The sequence below is a fragment of the Bradyrhizobium sp. 191 genome (assembly GCF_023100985.1).
GTDB classification, from domain to species: Bacteria; Pseudomonadota; Alphaproteobacteria; order Rhizobiales; family Xanthobacteraceae; genus Bradyrhizobium; species Bradyrhizobium diversitatis.
Genome location: NZ_CP064692.1, coordinates 8,225,905 through 8,240,362, shown reverse-complemented (window position 1 = coordinate 8,240,362; position 14,458 = coordinate 8,225,905). Strand labels below are relative to the sequence as shown.

Below are 14,458 nucleotides of genomic sequence, written 5' to 3'. Positions count from 1 at the left end.
TCCCGAAGATGCTGACACAATTACACTGTCAGTACGTGTACCAGACAGGGAGGCTTTTTGCCCCAATGTTCGTTGATCACGGCCCGGACGGCGCGTCGCACCGACTCGCCCAAGGCGTCGGGATCGCGGCGACGCGCCTTCGGCAGGCCCTCGATGGTGGACATCACGGCATCGAAGACGATGTCGTCGAAGAGCTCGCCGGCCCTGTTCTTCTCGGGGATGCCGACGAGATCGACCTCGGGATCGTCGGCGAGCTCGCCCTGCGCCGTCATGGCGATGGCTACGAAGGCGCAGCCGGAAAAGGCCATGCGGCGACGCTCGATCACCGCGCGGGACTTGGAGTCCTCCAGAATCGTCCCGTCCTTGTAGAGACGTCCCGATGGCACCTCGCCGACGATGCCGGGATCGCCGGGGCCGAGCTTGACGAGGTCACCGTCGCGGCAGACCAGCACGCGCGGCACGCCGGCGGCGCGCGCCAGCTTTGCGTGCTCGTGCAGATGCAGGGCCTCGCCGTGAACGGGAATCAGCAGTTGCGGCTTCACCCAGGAGATCAGGTCGCGCAGCTCGTCGCGGCGGGGATGGCCGGAGACGTGGACCAGAGCGTCGCGGTCGGTGATGATCTCGACGCCCTGGAGCACGAGATTGTTGACGATCGAGCTGACAGCCTTCTCGTTGCCTGGAATGGTGCGCGAGGAGAAGATGACGCTGTCGCCGCGGTTGAGCGTGATCTCGGGATGGTCGTCGTTGGCGATGCGTGCCAGCGCCGCACGCGACTCGCCCTGGCTTCCGGTGCACAGGGCCAGCACCTTGTCCGGCGGAAGGTGACCGTAGACCTCGGGCGAGCGGAAATTCTGCACGCCGTCGAGATAGCCGGTCTCGCGGGCGACCTGCACCACGCGCTCCATGGCGCGGCCGACCACGACGACCTCGCGGTCGGCAGCCTTCGCCGCCTCGGCGACCGCCTTGATGCGGGCGACGTTGGAGGCGAAGGTCGTGACCGCGACGCGGCCCTTGGCTGACTTGACGAGGTCGATGATGGTCCGGGCGACCTCGGCTTCCGACGGCGAGCGGCCGTCGCGCACGGCGTTGGTGGAATCGCCGATCAAGGCCAGCACGCCCTGCTCGCCCAATTCGCGCAGCCGCTTCTCGTCGGTCGGCGCTCCAAGGGTCGGGGTCGGATCGATCTTCCAGTCGCCCGTATGCAGCAGCGTGCCGGCTTCGGTGTGGATCGCCAGCGCATGCGCTTCCGGAATCGAATGCGCGACGGGAATGAACTCGACGTTGAACGGGCCGATATCGACGCGGCCGCCCGAGGGGACCACGGTGACGGGAATCTCAGGCGCATTGCGCTCGGCAGCACATTTGGCCTCGAACAGTGCTGCGCTGAACCTGGTGGCGTAGATCGGGCACTTCAGTTTCGGCCAGAGATCGATGATCGCGCCGAAATGATCCTCATGGGCGTGGGTCAGCACGAGACCCATGAGGTTCTTGCGCTCCTTCTCCAGGAAGCTGATGTCGGGCATTATCAGGTCGATGCCCGGCAGATGCTCCTCGTCGCCGAAGGACACGCCGAGATCGACCGCCAGCCAGGCGCGCTGGTGGCGGTTGCCGAGGCCGTAGATCGACAGGTTCATGCCGATCTCGCCGACGCCGCCGAGGGGCGCAAACACCAGTTCGTCGGGCCTTGCCATCACACAGCTCCCACGGAGGCGACAGGGCCGAAGAACACCTCGCCCGCGGCCACAGGCACAAGGCGGCCCTCCGCGGTGCGGACGATCAGGCAGCCGGTGTCGTCGATGGTGTCAAAAATGCCTTCCAGCGTCATCGCTCCCGTGTGGATCGCGATCTTCTCCCCAAGGCCGGCAGCGCGCTCGAGCCAGAGCTTCCGGATCTCGGCAAAGCCGCGGCCATTGTCCCAGATGCCGCGGAACTCGACCCAGGCGTCCGAGAGGGCCGAGAACAGCTCCTCCGCGCTGATCTGGACGCCGAGGGCGGCCAGCGACACCGCGGGCGTCGGGGTGCCCTCGGGCGCTGCGACCACGTTGGTGCCGATGCCGACGACGACAGCGAGGCCGCCACTGACGGCCTCGGCCTCGAGGCCAATGCCGACCAGCTTCTTGCCGCCGGCCAGCACATCGTTCGGCCATTTCAACGCGTAGCGGGGGCGGCCCTCGCCGAGGCGCAGCGCTGCCTCGAGGCTGACCTTCTCCAGTGCCGCCTCCTCTGCCAGTCCGGCGGCAAAGCCGAGCGTGGCGGCGACGGCCGGGGCGACGTCCATCACTTCGAGGATGCTGGCTGCGAGATTGCCCCTGGGCGCAATCCAGGCGCGCTGGCGGCGGCCGCGGCCGGCGGTCTGCTCCGACGTGACGAACCACATCGGGCCACGCTCGCCGGCCCTGGCGCGCTCGATCGCCTCGGTATTGGTCGAGCCGGTCCGCTCGAAAGCTGCGAGCTTATAGCCCGCCGACAGTGCGCGAGAACCGAGCGCGAAAGCCATCCTAGAACAGCGACTTTGCCGCGGCGGAGGCGACGCTCACCACCGGACCTGCGAACAGCGCGAACAGGATGTTGAACAGGCCCGCGACCGCCAGCACCGTCCGCACTTCGATGCGCACCGGATCGACCTGGCCGGCCGGCTCGTCGAAGTACATCGTCTTGACGATGGCGAGGTAGTAATAGGCACCCACCACGCTGGTCAGCACGCCGATGACGGCGAGCGTGAACAGGTTCGCCTTGATGGCGGCGACGAAGACGTACCATTTGGCGAAGAAGCCGGCGAGCGGCGGGATGCCGGCGAGCGAGAACAGCAGCATCGCGAACATGAAGGCGAGCAGCGGATTGGTCCGCGACAGGCCAGCGAAATCGCTGATCTGCTCCACCGCCTGGCCGTTGCGCTTCATGGCGAGGATGATCGAGAACGAGCCGAGCGTCATCGCGACGTAGATCACGATGTACATCAAGACACCCTGCGCGCCCTCGACCGTGCCGGAGGCGAGGCCGACCAGGGCGAAACCCATGTGGCCGATCGACGAATAGGCCATCAGGCGCTTGATGTTGGTCTGGCCGATCGCGGCGAAGGAGCCGAGCGCCATGGAGGCGATCGACACGAACACCAGGATCTGCTGCCACTGCGAGACGATGCCGGGGAATGCGGTCAGCGTGACGCGGGTGAAGACGGCGAGCGCGGCCACCTTCGGCGCGGACGCGAAGAAGGCGGTGACCGGGGTCGGCGCGCCCTCATACACGTCCGGCGTCCACATATGGAACGGCACGGCCGAGACCTTGAAGCAGAGGCCGACGAGCAGGAAAACCAGGCCGAACAGAAGGCCGACATTCGAGACCGTGGCGGCTGCGGCGATCCCGGTGAAGCTCACCGTGCCGGTGAAGCCATAGACCAGCGAGGCGCCGTAGAGCAGCATGCCCGAGGACAGCGCGCCGAGCACGAAATACTTCAGGCCGGCTTCGGTCGACTTGGCATTGTCGCGGTTCGAGGCCGCCACGACGTAGAGCGCCAGCGACATCAGCTCGAGGCCGAGATAGAGCGAGATCAGGTCGCCGGCCGAGATCAGCACCATCATGCCGAGCGTCGAGAGCAGCACCAGGATCGAATATTCGAAGATGCGGCGCGACGGGTCGGACAGGAATTCGGTCGACAGGACCAGCGTTACCGCCGAACCGATCAGGGCCAGGATCTTCATGAAGCGGGCGAAGTCGTCGACGATGAAGCTGCCGCCGAAGGTCACCTGCCTGACCGCAGGCTGCATGTAGACGAGCGCGCCGACCACGATCAGGAGCACCACCGACAGCGACGTGACCGTCCTGGTCGTCTCCTGCCCGCGATAGGCTCCCAGCATCAGGAGCGCCATCGCGCCGACCGCGAGCACGAGCTCGGGCAGCACCGGCGCCAGTTGATAACCTGCAGTCTCAAAGCTCATGGCGATATCCTGACCTGCCCGATCACTGGAGCAGTGCGGCGGCCTTCATGGCCGTCACGGCGGTGTTGTAGTTGTTGACGAGTTGCTGGACCGAGGCGGCCGACATGTCGAGCACCGGCTTCGGATAGACGCCGAACAGGATCGTCAGCGCGATCATCGGGAACAGCGTCAGGCACTCCCGGAAGGTGAGATCCTTCATGCTCATCAGCGACGGCTTGACCAGGGCCCCGAACACCACCTTGCGGTAGAGCCACAGCGCATAGGCCGCCGACAGGATCACGCCGAAGCTGGCGAAGAACGCGGTCGGGATCGAGACCTTGAAGGTGCCGAGCAGCGTCATGAACTCGCCGACGAAGCCGCTCGTTCCGGGCAGGCCGACATTGGCCATGGTGAAGACCATGAAGGTCATCGCATAGAGCGGCATCCGGTTGACGAGGCCGCCATAGGCCGCGATCTCGCGGGTGTGCAGACGGTCGTAGACGATGCCGACGCAGAGGAACAGCGCGCCGGAGACGATGCCGTGCGAGATCATCTGGAACACGCCGCCGGCGACACCCTGCATGGTGCCGGCGAAGATGCCCATCGTGACGAAGCCCATATGCGCCACCGACGAGTACGCGATCAGCTTCTTCATGTCCTCCTGCATCAGCGCCACCAGCGAGGTGTAGATGATGGCGATGGCCGAGAGCGTAAAGATCAGCGGCGCGAAGTCGTGCGAGGCCAGCGGGAACATCGGCAGCGAGAAGCGCAGGAAGCCGTAGCCGCCCATCTTCAGCAGGATCGCGGCAAGCACCACCGAGCCCGCGGTCGGCGCTTCGACGTGCGCGTCGGGCAGCCAGGTGTGCACCGGCCACATTGGCATCTTCACCGCGAACGAGGCGAAGAAGGCGAGCCACGCCCAGGTCTGCAGGGACCGCGGCACGGCGGTGTGCATCAGGGTCGGGATGTCGGTGGTGCCGCCGTTCCAGTACAGCGCCATGATGGCGAGCAGCATCAGGACCGAGCCGAGCAGCGTGTAGAGGAAGAACTTGAACGAGGCGTAGACCCGGCGCGGGCCGCCCCAGACGCCGATGATCAGGAACATCGGGATCAGGCCGCCCTCGAAGAACAGGTAGAACAGCACGAGATCGAGCGCCGAGAAGGTGCCGATCATCAGCGTTTCCAGGATCAGGAACGCCATCATGTATTCGCGGACGCGGCTCGTGATCGCCTTCCAGCTCGCGATGATGCAGAACGGCATCACGGCGGTGGTGAGGATCACCAGCGGCAGCGAGATGCCGTCGACGCCCATGTGGTAGGTGATGCCGGTGGCGAGCCAGTTCGCCTTCTCGACGAACTGGAAGTCGGGGTTGCTGGGGTCGAAACGCATGACCAGGATCACCGACACCGCGAAGGTGATCAGCGTGGTCCACAGCGCGATCCAGCGCGAATTGCGCCGGGCCGCCTCGTCATCGCCGCGGCTGAGATAGACGATCAGCGCGCCGACCAACGGCAGGAACGTCGTGACCGAAAGTATGGGCCAGGTTGTCATTTACTGGCCTCCAAAGCCGAACATGAACCAGGTGATCAGGCCGGCGGCGCCGATCAGCATGGCGAATGCGTAGTGATAGAGATAGCCGGTCTGGATCTTCACGACGTTGCGGGTGACGTCCAGCACGCGGGCGGAGACGCCGTCGGGGCCGAAGCCGTCGATGATGAAGCCGTCGCCCTTCTTCCAGAGCTGATAACCGATCCACTTCGCCGGACGGACGAAGATGAGGTCGTAAAGCTCGTCGAAGTACCATTTGTTGAGCAGGAACTGGTACAGCATCGGCTGCGTCTTCGCGAGCTCGACCGGCAGATAAGGCCGGCGGATGTAGAACAGGTACGACACCAGGAAGCCCAGCACCATCATCACCGTCGGCAGGAAGGCGATGGTCTGCGGGATGTGGTGCATCTCCTCGATGATGTGGGGGTTCATCTTCACGGATTCGCGGAAGAACTCCTCGACCCCGTGACCAGCGAACAGCTCCTTGAACGGCAGCCCCGCGACGAACGAGCCGACCGCGAGCACGCCGATCGGGATCAGGATCCAGAGCGGGGCCTCATGCGCGGCCTCGTAGTGATGCTCGTCATGCGGCTCGCCGTGGAAGGTCTTGAAGATCAGGCGCCAGGAATAGAACGAGGTCAGGCCGGCGGCGACGACCGTCATCAGGAAGCCGTACACCGCGAACGGATTGTGCGAGGCGTAGGCGGACTCGATGATCGCGTCCTTGGAGAAGTAGCCGGCCGTCAGCGGGAAGCCGGTGAGCGCCAGGGTGCCGACCACCATCACCGCATAGGTGTAGGGGATCTTCTTCCAGAGGCCGCCCATGTTGCGGATGTCCTGCTCGTGGTGCATCGCGTAGATCACCGAGCCGGAGCCCAAGAACAGCAGCGCCTTGAAGAAGGCGTGCGTGAACAGGTGGAACATGCCGACCGAGTAGGCCCCTGCTCCCATCGCCACGAACATGTAGCCGAGCTGCGAACAGGTCGAATAGGCGACGATGCGCTTGATGTCGTTCTGGACGAGGCCGATGGTTGCGGCGAAGAACGCGGTGGTGGCGCCGAAGAACATCACGACGGCCTGGGCATTCGGGGCGAGCTCGAACAGCGGCGACAGGCGCGCCACCATGAACACGCCGGCGGTGACCATGGTCGCGGCATGGATCAGCGCCGAGACCGGGGTCGGGCCTTCCATCGCGTCCGGCAACCAGGTGTGCAGCAGGAACTGCGCCGACTTGCCCATCGCGCCCATGAACAGCAACAGGCAGGTCAGGGTCAGCGCGTCGGCGTGCCAGCCGAGGAAGTTGACGGTCTTGCCGGTGAGGCCGGGCGCCGCGTGGAAGATGGTCTCGAAATCGGTCGAGCCGACCAGCATGAAGATCGCGAAGATGCCGAGCGCGAAACCGAAATCGCCGACGCGGTTGACCACGAAGGCCTTGATCGCGGCCGCGTTCGCCGACGGCTTCTGGTACCAGAAGCCGATCAGCAGGTAGCTCGCCAGGCCCACGCCTTCCCAGCCGAAGAACAGCTGCACGAGGTTGTCCGCCGTCACCAGCATCAGCATGGCGAAGGTGAAGAGGCTGAGATAGCCGAAGAAGCGCGGCCGGTTCGGGTCCTCGTCCATGTAGCCGATGGAATAGAGGTGCACGAGCGAGGACACGGTGGTCACCACCACCAGCATCACGGCGGTGAGCGTGTCGACGCGCAGCGTCCACCAGACCTGGAGGTCGCCGGAGAAGATCCAGGGCAGCAGCTGAATCCTGTAGTCGTGGTGCATGAAGCCGACATCGACCAGCGTCATCCAGGACAACGCCGCCGAGACGAACAGCAGCGCCGTGGTGATCAGCTCGGCGGGGCGCGAGCCCGCCGCGGCAGGCTCGGTCGGGCCGTGATCGTCGTGGGCATGGTCGTCATGGCCATGGTCGTCATGGGCCGCCGAGGCGTGAGCGTCGCCGTGGCCATGCCCGTGGTCGCCGTGATGCTCGACCTCGTCGCCCGAGGGGTTGCGGGCATGCGCGCCGAACAGCGCAATCAGGCCGGCCAGAATGGCGCCCAGCAGAGGCAGGAAAACGATTGCCTGAACCATTTGAGAGCTCAGCCCTTCATCAGATTGACGTCCTCAACCGCGATCGAGCCGCGGTTGCGGAAATAGACCACCAGGATGGCGAGACCGATCGCAGCTTCAGCAGCCGCAACCGTCAGCACCAGCAACGCGAAGACCTGGCCGACGATGTCGCCGAGGAAGGTCGAGAACGCCACGAGGTTGATGTTGACCGAGAGCAGGATCAGCTCGATCGACATCAGGATGACGATGATGTTCTTGCGGTTCAGGAAGATGCCGAGGATGCCGAGCGTGAACAGGATCGCGCCGACCGCCAGATAATGTCCGAGCCCGATCGTCATTTCACCCACTCCGCCGCATCGGCGTCCGAGAGTCCCTGCCCCGGCGCCACCTTGCGCATCGCCATCGCCATTTCGGGCGTCCGTGCGTTCTGAACGTTGATGTCCTGCCGCTTGACCTTCGCCTTATGGCGCAGGGTCAGCACGATGGCGCCGATCATGGCGACCAGCAGCACCATGCCCGAGAGCTGGAAGTAGTGGATGTACTTCGTATAGAGCACGAGCCCGAGCGCCTCGGTGTTGGAGACGTTGGCCGGGATCGCCGCCGTGATTGTCTTGGAGACGCCGGGATTGATGACCCAGAAGCCGACCGTGAGCAGCAGCTCGAACAGGAAGATGCCGCCGATCACGAGGCCGACCGGCAGGTACTCGATGAAGCCCTCGCGCAGCTCGAGGAAGTCGACGTCGAGCATCATGATCACGAACAGGAACAGCACCGCGACCGCGCCGACATAGACGACGATCAGCATCATGCCGAGGAACTCGGCGCCCATCAGCACGAACAGGCCGGAGGCGTTGACGAAGGCAAGGATCAGGTACAGCACGGAGTGCACGGGATTGCGCGAGACAATCACCATCACCGCCGAGGCGACGCAGACGCCGGCGAAGAGATAGAAGAACAGCGCGGGAAGGATCATCGAGAAACTCCCGTCATTCCGGGGCGCGCGCCAGCGCGAACCCGGAATCCAGAGGTTGTGGCGCGAGATTCCGGGTTCGCGCTTCGCGCGTCCCGGAATGACGAGGAGATGGCGGGAAGGATCATGCCCTCACCTCACCGGTACGGCGCGTCGAGCTCGATCGCTTTCGCGATCTCGCGTTCCCAGCGGTCGCCGTTGGCGAGCAGCTTGGCCTTGTCATAGAACAGTTCCTCGCGGGTCTCGGTCGCGAACTCGAAGTTCGGGCCTTCGACGATGGCATCCACAGGACAGGCCTCCTGGCAGAGGCCGCAATAGATGCACTTCACCATGTCGATGTCGTAGCGCACGGTGCGGCGGGTGCCGTCGTTGCGGCGCGGCCCGGCCTCGATGGTGATGGCCTGCGCCGGGCAGACCGCTTCGCACAGCTTGCAGGCGATGCAGCGCTCCTCGCCGTTCGGATAGCGGCGCAGCGCGTGCTCGCCGCGGAAGCGCGGCGAGATCGGGCCCTTCTCGAACGGATAGTTCAGCGTCGGCTTCGGCTGGAAGAAATAGCGCATGGCGAGGAAGAACGCCGAGACGAACTCCGACAGCAGAAGCGAGCGTGCAGTGGTGTTGACGTTGATACCCATGACGGCCCTCACTTCGGCGCGATGCCGGCGAAATGCAGCACGCCGGCCACCACGATCACCATCACCAGCGACAGCGGCAGGAACACCTTCCAGCCGAGGCGCATCAGTTGATCGTAACGGTAGCGGGGCACGATCGCCTTCGCCATCGCGAACAGGAAGAACATGAAGAACAGTTTCAGCGAGAACCAGATGATCCCCGGCACCCAGTTGAAGGGCGGCAGGTCCACCGGCGGCAGCCAGCCTCCGAGGAACAGGATCGTCGCCAGCGCGCACATCGTGACGATCGCGACATACTCGCCGAGCATGAACAGCAGGTACGGAGTCGAGCCGTATTCGACCATGAAGCCGGCGACGAGCTCGGATTCGGCTTCGACGAGGTCGAAGGGCGGACGGTTGGTTTCCGCCAGCGCCGAGACGTAGAACACGACGAACATCGGGAACAGCGGCCAGACATACCAGTTCAGGATGGTGAGTTGCGGCAACCCGATCAGGCTGGCGAGACCGCGCGCGTGCTGGGCCTCGACCACCGCCGACAGGTTCAGCGTGCCGGCGCAGAGCAGCACCGTGATGATGACGAAGCCGATCGAGACTTCGTACGACACCATCTGCGCCGCCGAGCGCAGCGCGGCCAGGAACGGATACTTCGAGTTCGACGACCAGCCGGCCATGATGATGCCGTAGATCGACAGCGACGAGATCGCGAAGATGAAGAGGACGCCGACATTGATGTCGGCGATCACCCAGCCGAGATTGGTCGGGATCACCGCCCAGGCGGCGAGCGCGAGCACGCAGGACACCAGCGGCGCCAGCAGGAATACGCCCTTGTTGGCGCCGGCCGGAATGATCGGCTCCTTCAGCACGAACTTCAAAAGGTCGGCGAAGGATTGCAGCAGGCCCCACGGGCCGACCACGTTCGGGCCGCGGCGGATCTGCACCGCCGCCCAGATCTTGCGGTCGGCGAGCAGGATGTAGGCGATCGCGACCAGGAGGACGACGAGCACCAGGACGCTCTGCGCGACCATGATGATCAGCGGCCAGAGGAACCCGGTCCAGAATGCGCTTTCGAAGAATTCCATCAGATCACGCTCACTCCGCTGCGGTCAGCATATGCCCGGAGGCGAGGCGCGAGCATTCCGCCATCACGGCGGACGCACGCGCGATTGGATTGGTCAGGTAGAAGTCCTCGACCAGCGGCTTGAACGGCGCCTTCTCGGGCGAGCCGCCCTTCCCCGCCAGCTTCTTGATCTGGTCGGCGGTGCCGGCCTCGATCTGGTCGAGACGGATCAGATGCGGCACGGCCTTGAAGATCGCCTGGCGCAACTGCGCGAGCGAGTCATAGCCGAGCTTCTTGTCCAGCGCTTCTGACAGCGCGCGGATGATCGCCCAGTCCTCGCGGGCTTCGCCCGGCGGGAACGCGGCGCGGCCGGTCATCTGCACGCGGCCCTCGGTGTTGACGTAGATCGCGGACTTCTCGGTGTAGGCGGCCGCCGGCAGGATCACGTCGGCGCGATGCGCACCGCGGTCGCCATGGGTGCCGATATAGACGACGAAGGTGCCGTCCGGCGCCTTGATCTCGTCGGCCCCGAGCAGGAACAGCAAGTCGAGCGTGCCGAACGTCGTCATCTGCGCCGCGTTCAGGCCTCCGCTCGTTGCGGAGAAACCGATATCGAGCGCACCAACGCGCGAGGCGGTCTCGTGCAGCACGCCAAAACCGTTCCAGCCGTCCTTCACGGCCCCGACGTCGAGCGCGAGCTTGGCAGCGGCGGCGAGAATGGCGGCACCATCGTGACGGGCGGCCGCGCCCGCGCCGACCATGATGATCGGGTTCTTGGCGTTCTTCAGCACGTCCATGAAGGAGTGCTTGCCGGCCGCGAGCTCGGCCAGCGTTTCGGTGCCGGCACCGAGATGGTCGAAATCGTAGGTCAGGTCGACCTTGGCACCGATCACCCCGACCTTGAAGCCGCCGGCACGCCAGCGCTTGCGGATGCGGGCGTTGAACACGGCCGCCTCCTTCCGCGGGTTGGCGCCGATGATGAGCAGCGCATCCGCGTGCTCCACGCCCGCGAGCGTCGGGTTGAAGATGTAGGAGCCGCGGCCGAGTGCCGGATCGAACGCATCGCCGCCCTGCACCGCCAGATTGCTGGAGCCGAACCTGGCGAGTAGACCCTTCAGCGCGAACATCTCCTCGATACCGGCGAGGTCGCCGGCGATCGCGCCGATGCGCTTGCCGTCGGTGCGCGCCGCCTTGACGGCGATCGCGGCGAAGGCCTCGGTCCAGCTCGCCGCGCGCAGCTTGCCGGCTTCGCGGATATAGGGACGGTCAAGGCGCTGGGTGCGCAGGCCGTCGACCACGTGACGGGTCTTGTCGGAGATCCACTCCTCGTTCACGGCCTCGTTGATGCGCGGCAGAATACGCATCACCTCACGGCCGCGGGTGTCGACGCGGATCGCCGATCCCAGGCCGTCCATGACGTCGATCGACTGGGTCTTGCCGAGCTCCCACGGACGCGCCGCGAACGCATAGGGCTTCGAGGTCAGCGCGCCGACCGGGCAGATGTCGACGAGGTTGCCCTGCAATTCCGACGTCAGCGCGTGCTCGAGATAGGTCGTGATCTCCATGTCCTCGCCGCGGCCGGTCGCGCCCATCTCGGGGGCGCCGGCGACTTCCGCCGAGAAGCGGACGCAGCGCGTGCACTGGATGCAGCGGTTCATCGAGGTCTTGACCAGCGCGCCGAGATATTTGTCCTCGACCGCACGCTTGTTCTCGGCGAAGCGGCTGGTATCGACACCATAGCCCATCGCCTGGTCCTGGAGGTCGCACTCACCGCCCTGGTCGCAGATCGGGCAGTCCAGCGGATGGTTGATGAGAAGGAATTCCATCACGCCTTCGCGCGCCTTCTTCACCATCGGCGAACGGGTGGAAATCTCCGGCGGCTCGCCCTTGGGGCCCGGACGGCAGTCGCGCACGCCCCAGGCGCAGCTGGCAACCGGCTTCGGGCCGCCCTTCACCTCGACGAGGCACATCCGGCAGTTGCCGGCGATCGACAGCCGCTCGTGATAGCAGAAGCGCGGAATTTCGGCACCGGCCGCTTCGCACGCCTGGAGCAGCGTGTATTCGGCGGGGACATCGATCTCCTTGCCGTCGATGATGAGCTTGGTCATGTCTCTTACTCCGCCGCGACCATGTTCACGGGATCGCGGACGCCGATATCGTCGATGTCGGCCTTGTGCGAATACTGGTCGATGCGCGCTTCGATCTCGTGACGGAAATGCGTGATCAGGCCCTGGATCGGCCATGCCGCCGCGTCGCCGAGCGCACAGATGGTGTGGCCTTCGACCTGCTTCGTCACTTCAAGCAGCATGTCGATCTCGCGCTTGTGGGCGCGCCCCTCGGCCATGCGGGTCAGGACCCGCCACATCCACCCCGTACCCTCGCGGCACGGCGTGCACTGGCCGCAGCTCTCGTGCTTGTAGAAATAGGAGATGCGGGCAATGGCGCGGATCAGATCGGTGGACTTGTCCATCACGATCACGGCCGCGGTGCCGAGGCCCGAGCGCAGCTTGCTCAAGGAATCGAAATCCATCGGCGTGTCGATGATCTGCTCGGCCGGCACCATGCGCACCGACGAGCCGCCGGGGATCACGGCCTTGAGGTTGTCCCAGCCACCGCGAATGCCGCCGCAATGCTTGTCGATCAGCTCGCGGAACGGGATGCCCATGGCCTCTTCGACGTTGCAGGGCCGCTCGACATGGCCGGAAATGCAGAAGAGCTTGGTGCCGACGTTGTTCGGGCGGCCGATGCCGGCGAACCACGCCGCGCCGCGGCGCAGGATATCCGGCGCAACGGCGATCGACTCGACGTTGTTGACGGTGGTCGGGCAGCCGAACAGACCGACGTTCGCCGGGAACGGCGGCTTCAGGCGCGGCTGGCCCTTCTTGCCTTCGAGGCTTTCGAGCAGCGCGGTCTCCTCGCCGCAGATATAGGCGCCGGCGCCGTGGGCGACGTAGATGTCGAACGGCCAGCCGTTGACGTTGTCCTTGCCGACCAGCTTGGCGTCGTACGCCTGGTCGATCGCGGCCTGGAGGTGCTCACGCTCGCGGATGAACTCGCCGCGGACATAGATGTAGCACGTGTGCGCGTTCATCGCGCAGCTCGCGATCAGGCAGCCCTCGATCAGGAGATGCGGATCGTGCCGCATGATCTCGCGATCCTTGCATGTGCCGGGCTCGGACTCGTCGGCGTTGACGACGAGATAGCTCGGCCGGCCGTCGGTCGATTCCTTCGGCATGAAGGACCATTTCAGACCGGTCGGGAAGCCTGCGCCGCCGCGGCCGCGGAGCCCCGAGGCCTTCATCTCGTTGATGATCCAGTCGCGGCCCTTGTCGATGATGTTCTTCGTGCCGTCCCAGGCGCCGCGGCGCCGCGCGCCCTCGAGCCCCCAATCGTGGAGGCCGTAGAGGTTCTTGAAGATGCGGTCCTTGTCCTCGAGCATATCAGTGCTTTCCGATCAACGATTGGACTGCTTGTAGGCAAGTCCGGCGGCGCAGATGCCAAACGTCAGCGCCCAGAGCGAAGCCGATTCCAGCGATGCGTTCAGGGCGAAGCGCTGCAACAGGAAGATGAAGGCGGCCGCCACCACGGCGTGCATCGCGATGAAGCCCCACTTCTTCATGCCACCGCTCCCCTGCGCTATCGACGAAGCGAGATCACGCATCAGGTGGTCTCCTTCAGCGTGGTCGGTCCGGTGATCGGCGCCGAGAACTGGCGGCCGTTCTGCGGACCCGGCTTGGGCGGGTTGCCCGAAGCAAAACCGTCGAGCACCTTGCCGAAGCTTTCCTTGGTCAGGTCCTCGTAAGTATCCTTGCCGATCAGCACCATCGGCGCATTCACGCAGGCGCCGAGGCACTCCACCTCTTCCCAGCTGAAATTGCCGTCCTTGGAGAGATGGAAGGGCTCGTGATGGATGCGGTGCTCGCAGACGTGGATCAGATCCTCGGCGCCGCGCAGGCGGCACGGCGTGGTGCCGCAGACCTGGACATGGGCCTTCTTGCCGACCGGGGCGAGCTGGAACATGGTGTAGAAGGTCGCGACCTCCAGCACGCGGATATAGGGCATGTCGAGCATGTCGGCGATGACGCGGATCGCGGCTTCCGAAACCCAACCCTCGTTCTGCTCCTGCGCGCGCCAGAGGATGGCGATGACCGCGGAGGCCTGGCGGCCGGCGGGATATTTCGCGATCTGCTGCCTGGCGAATGCGAGGTTCTCCTCCGTGAACGCGAAGCTCGCGGGTTGGACTTCCTTCGGTGCTAATCGGCGAACGGACATCTCTAA

At 65.2% G+C, this 14,458-nt stretch carries 13 protein-coding genes; all 13 read right to left on the bottom strand.

The window, feature by feature from the left end; translation table 11 throughout:
* Positions 1-20: 20 nt before the first annotated feature.
* A complete protein-coding gene (locus tag IVB23_RS38955) occupies positions 21-1,691 on the bottom strand; it encodes a ribonuclease J (protein ID WP_247802101.1) in 1,671 nt (556 codons plus the stop codon).
* Positions 1,691-2,497, bottom strand: coding sequence for a biotin--[acetyl-CoA-carboxylase] ligase (locus IVB23_RS38950; RefSeq protein ID WP_247802100.1), 807 nt, complete (start codon positions 2,495-2,497; stop codon positions 1,691-1,693). The genes IVB23_RS38955 and IVB23_RS38950 overlap by 1 nt, the downstream gene beginning before the upstream one ends.
* Position 2,498: 1 nt before the next feature.
* Positions 2,499-3,935 carry an NADH-quinone oxidoreductase subunit NuoN gene (gene nuoN / locus IVB23_RS38945; protein ID WP_247802099.1) on the bottom strand — a complete coding sequence of 479 codons (1,437 nt, stop codon included), beginning with the start codon at positions 3,933-3,935 and terminating at the stop codon, positions 2,499-2,501.
* Positions 3,936-3,957: 22 nt separating this feature from the next.
* Entirely contained in the window at positions 3,958-5,466 is a 1,509-nt protein-coding gene (locus IVB23_RS38940; protein ID WP_061877845.1) for an NADH-quinone oxidoreductase subunit M, read from the bottom strand.
* Entirely contained in the window at positions 5,467-7,545 is a 2,079-nt protein-coding gene (nuoL, locus tag IVB23_RS38935; protein ID WP_197966825.1) for an NADH-quinone oxidoreductase subunit L, read from the bottom strand.
* A gap of 8 nt (positions 7,546-7,553) precedes the next feature.
* The gene (gene nuoK, locus IVB23_RS38930; RefSeq protein WP_008547737.1) at positions 7,554-7,862 is read right to left on the bottom strand and encodes an NADH-quinone oxidoreductase subunit NuoK; all 309 of its coding nucleotides are present in this window, start codon (positions 7,860-7,862) and stop codon (positions 7,554-7,556) included.
* Positions 7,859-8,497 (bottom strand): NADH-quinone oxidoreductase subunit J, encoded by a 639-nt coding sequence (locus IVB23_RS38925; RefSeq protein ID WP_061877843.1) that lies wholly within the window; start codon positions 8,495-8,497, stop codon positions 7,859-7,861. Before IVB23_RS38925 ends, nuoK begins: the two co-directional genes overlap by 4 nt.
* 134 nt (positions 8,498-8,631) lie before the next feature.
* The gene (gene nuoI / locus IVB23_RS38920; RefSeq protein ID WP_061877860.1) at positions 8,632-9,120 is read right to left on the bottom strand and encodes an NADH-quinone oxidoreductase subunit NuoI; all 489 of its coding nucleotides are present in this window, start codon (positions 9,118-9,120) and stop codon (positions 8,632-8,634) included.
* A 14-nt stretch (positions 9,121-9,134) separates the two neighbouring features.
* Positions 9,135-10,202 carry an NADH-quinone oxidoreductase subunit NuoH gene (gene nuoH / locus IVB23_RS38915; protein WP_131868155.1) on the bottom strand — a complete coding sequence of 356 codons (1,068 nt, stop codon included), beginning with the start codon at positions 10,200-10,202 and terminating at the stop codon, positions 9,135-9,137.
* Between the two features lie 10 nt (positions 10,203-10,212).
* Positions 10,213-12,288, bottom strand: coding sequence for an NADH-quinone oxidoreductase subunit NuoG (gene nuoG, locus IVB23_RS38910; RefSeq protein WP_247802098.1), 2,076 nt, complete (start codon positions 12,286-12,288; stop codon positions 10,213-10,215).
* Positions 12,289-12,293: 5 nt separating this feature from the next.
* Positions 12,294-13,619, bottom strand: coding sequence for an NADH-quinone oxidoreductase subunit NuoF (gene nuoF, locus IVB23_RS38905; protein WP_061877841.1), 1,326 nt, complete (start codon positions 13,617-13,619; stop codon positions 12,294-12,296).
* A 15-nt stretch (positions 13,620-13,634) separates the two neighbouring features.
* Positions 13,635-13,841, bottom strand: coding sequence for a hypothetical protein (locus tag IVB23_RS38900; protein WP_061877840.1), 207 nt, complete (start codon positions 13,839-13,841; stop codon positions 13,635-13,637).
* Positions 13,841-14,452: an NADH-quinone oxidoreductase subunit NuoE gene (nuoE, locus tag IVB23_RS38895; protein ID WP_061877839.1), complete on the bottom strand. Its 612-nt coding sequence runs from the start codon at positions 14,450-14,452 to the stop codon at positions 13,841-13,843. Before nuoE ends, IVB23_RS38900 begins: the two co-directional genes overlap by 1 nt.
* Between the last annotated feature and the right edge of the window lie 6 nt (positions 14,453-14,458).

What these genes read in the sequence shown, in the direction of transcription:
- nuoE (WP_061877839.1), bottom strand. Translation starts at nt 14,452, where the DNA reads ATGTCCGTTCGCCGATTAGCACCGAAGGAAGTCCAACCCGCGAGCTTC.
- IVB23_RS38940 (WP_061877845.1), bottom strand. Translation starts at nt 5,466, where the DNA reads ATGACAACCTGGCCCATACTTTCGGTCACGACGTTCCTGCCGTTGGTC.
- nuoG (WP_247802098.1), bottom strand. Translation starts at nt 12,288, where the DNA reads ATGACCAAGCTCATCATCGACGGCAAGGAGATCGATGTCCCCGCCGAA.
- IVB23_RS38955 (WP_247802101.1), bottom strand. Translation starts at nt 1,691, where the DNA reads ATGGCAAGGCCCGACGAACTGGTGTTTGCGCCCCTCGGCGGCGTCGGC.
- nuoK (WP_008547737.1), bottom strand. Translation starts at nt 7,862, where the DNA reads ATGACGATCGGGCTCGGACATTATCTGGCGGTCGGCGCGATCCTGTTC.
- IVB23_RS38950 (WP_247802100.1), bottom strand. Translation starts at nt 2,497, where the DNA reads ATGGCTTTCGCGCTCGGTTCTCGCGCACTGTCGGCGGGCTATAAGCTC.
- nuoF (WP_061877841.1), bottom strand. Translation starts at nt 13,619, where the DNA reads ATGCTCGAGGACAAGGACCGCATCTTCAAGAACCTCTACGGCCTCCAC.
- IVB23_RS38900 (WP_061877840.1), bottom strand. Translation starts at nt 13,841, where the DNA reads ATGCGTGATCTCGCTTCGTCGATAGCGCAGGGGAGCGGTGGCATGAAG.
- nuoH (WP_131868155.1), bottom strand. Translation starts at nt 10,202, where the DNA reads ATGGAATTCTTCGAAAGCGCATTCTGGACCGGGTTCCTCTGGCCGCTG.
- nuoL (WP_197966825.1), bottom strand. Translation starts at nt 7,545, where the DNA reads ATGGTTCAGGCAATCGTTTTCCTGCCTCTGCTGGGCGCCATTCTGGCC.
- IVB23_RS38925 (WP_061877843.1), bottom strand. Translation starts at nt 8,497, where the DNA reads ATGATCCTTCCCGCGCTGTTCTTCTATCTCTTCGCCGGCGTCTGCGTC.
- nuoN (WP_247802099.1), bottom strand. Translation starts at nt 3,935, where the DNA reads ATGAGCTTTGAGACTGCAGGTTATCAACTGGCGCCGGTGCTGCCCGAG.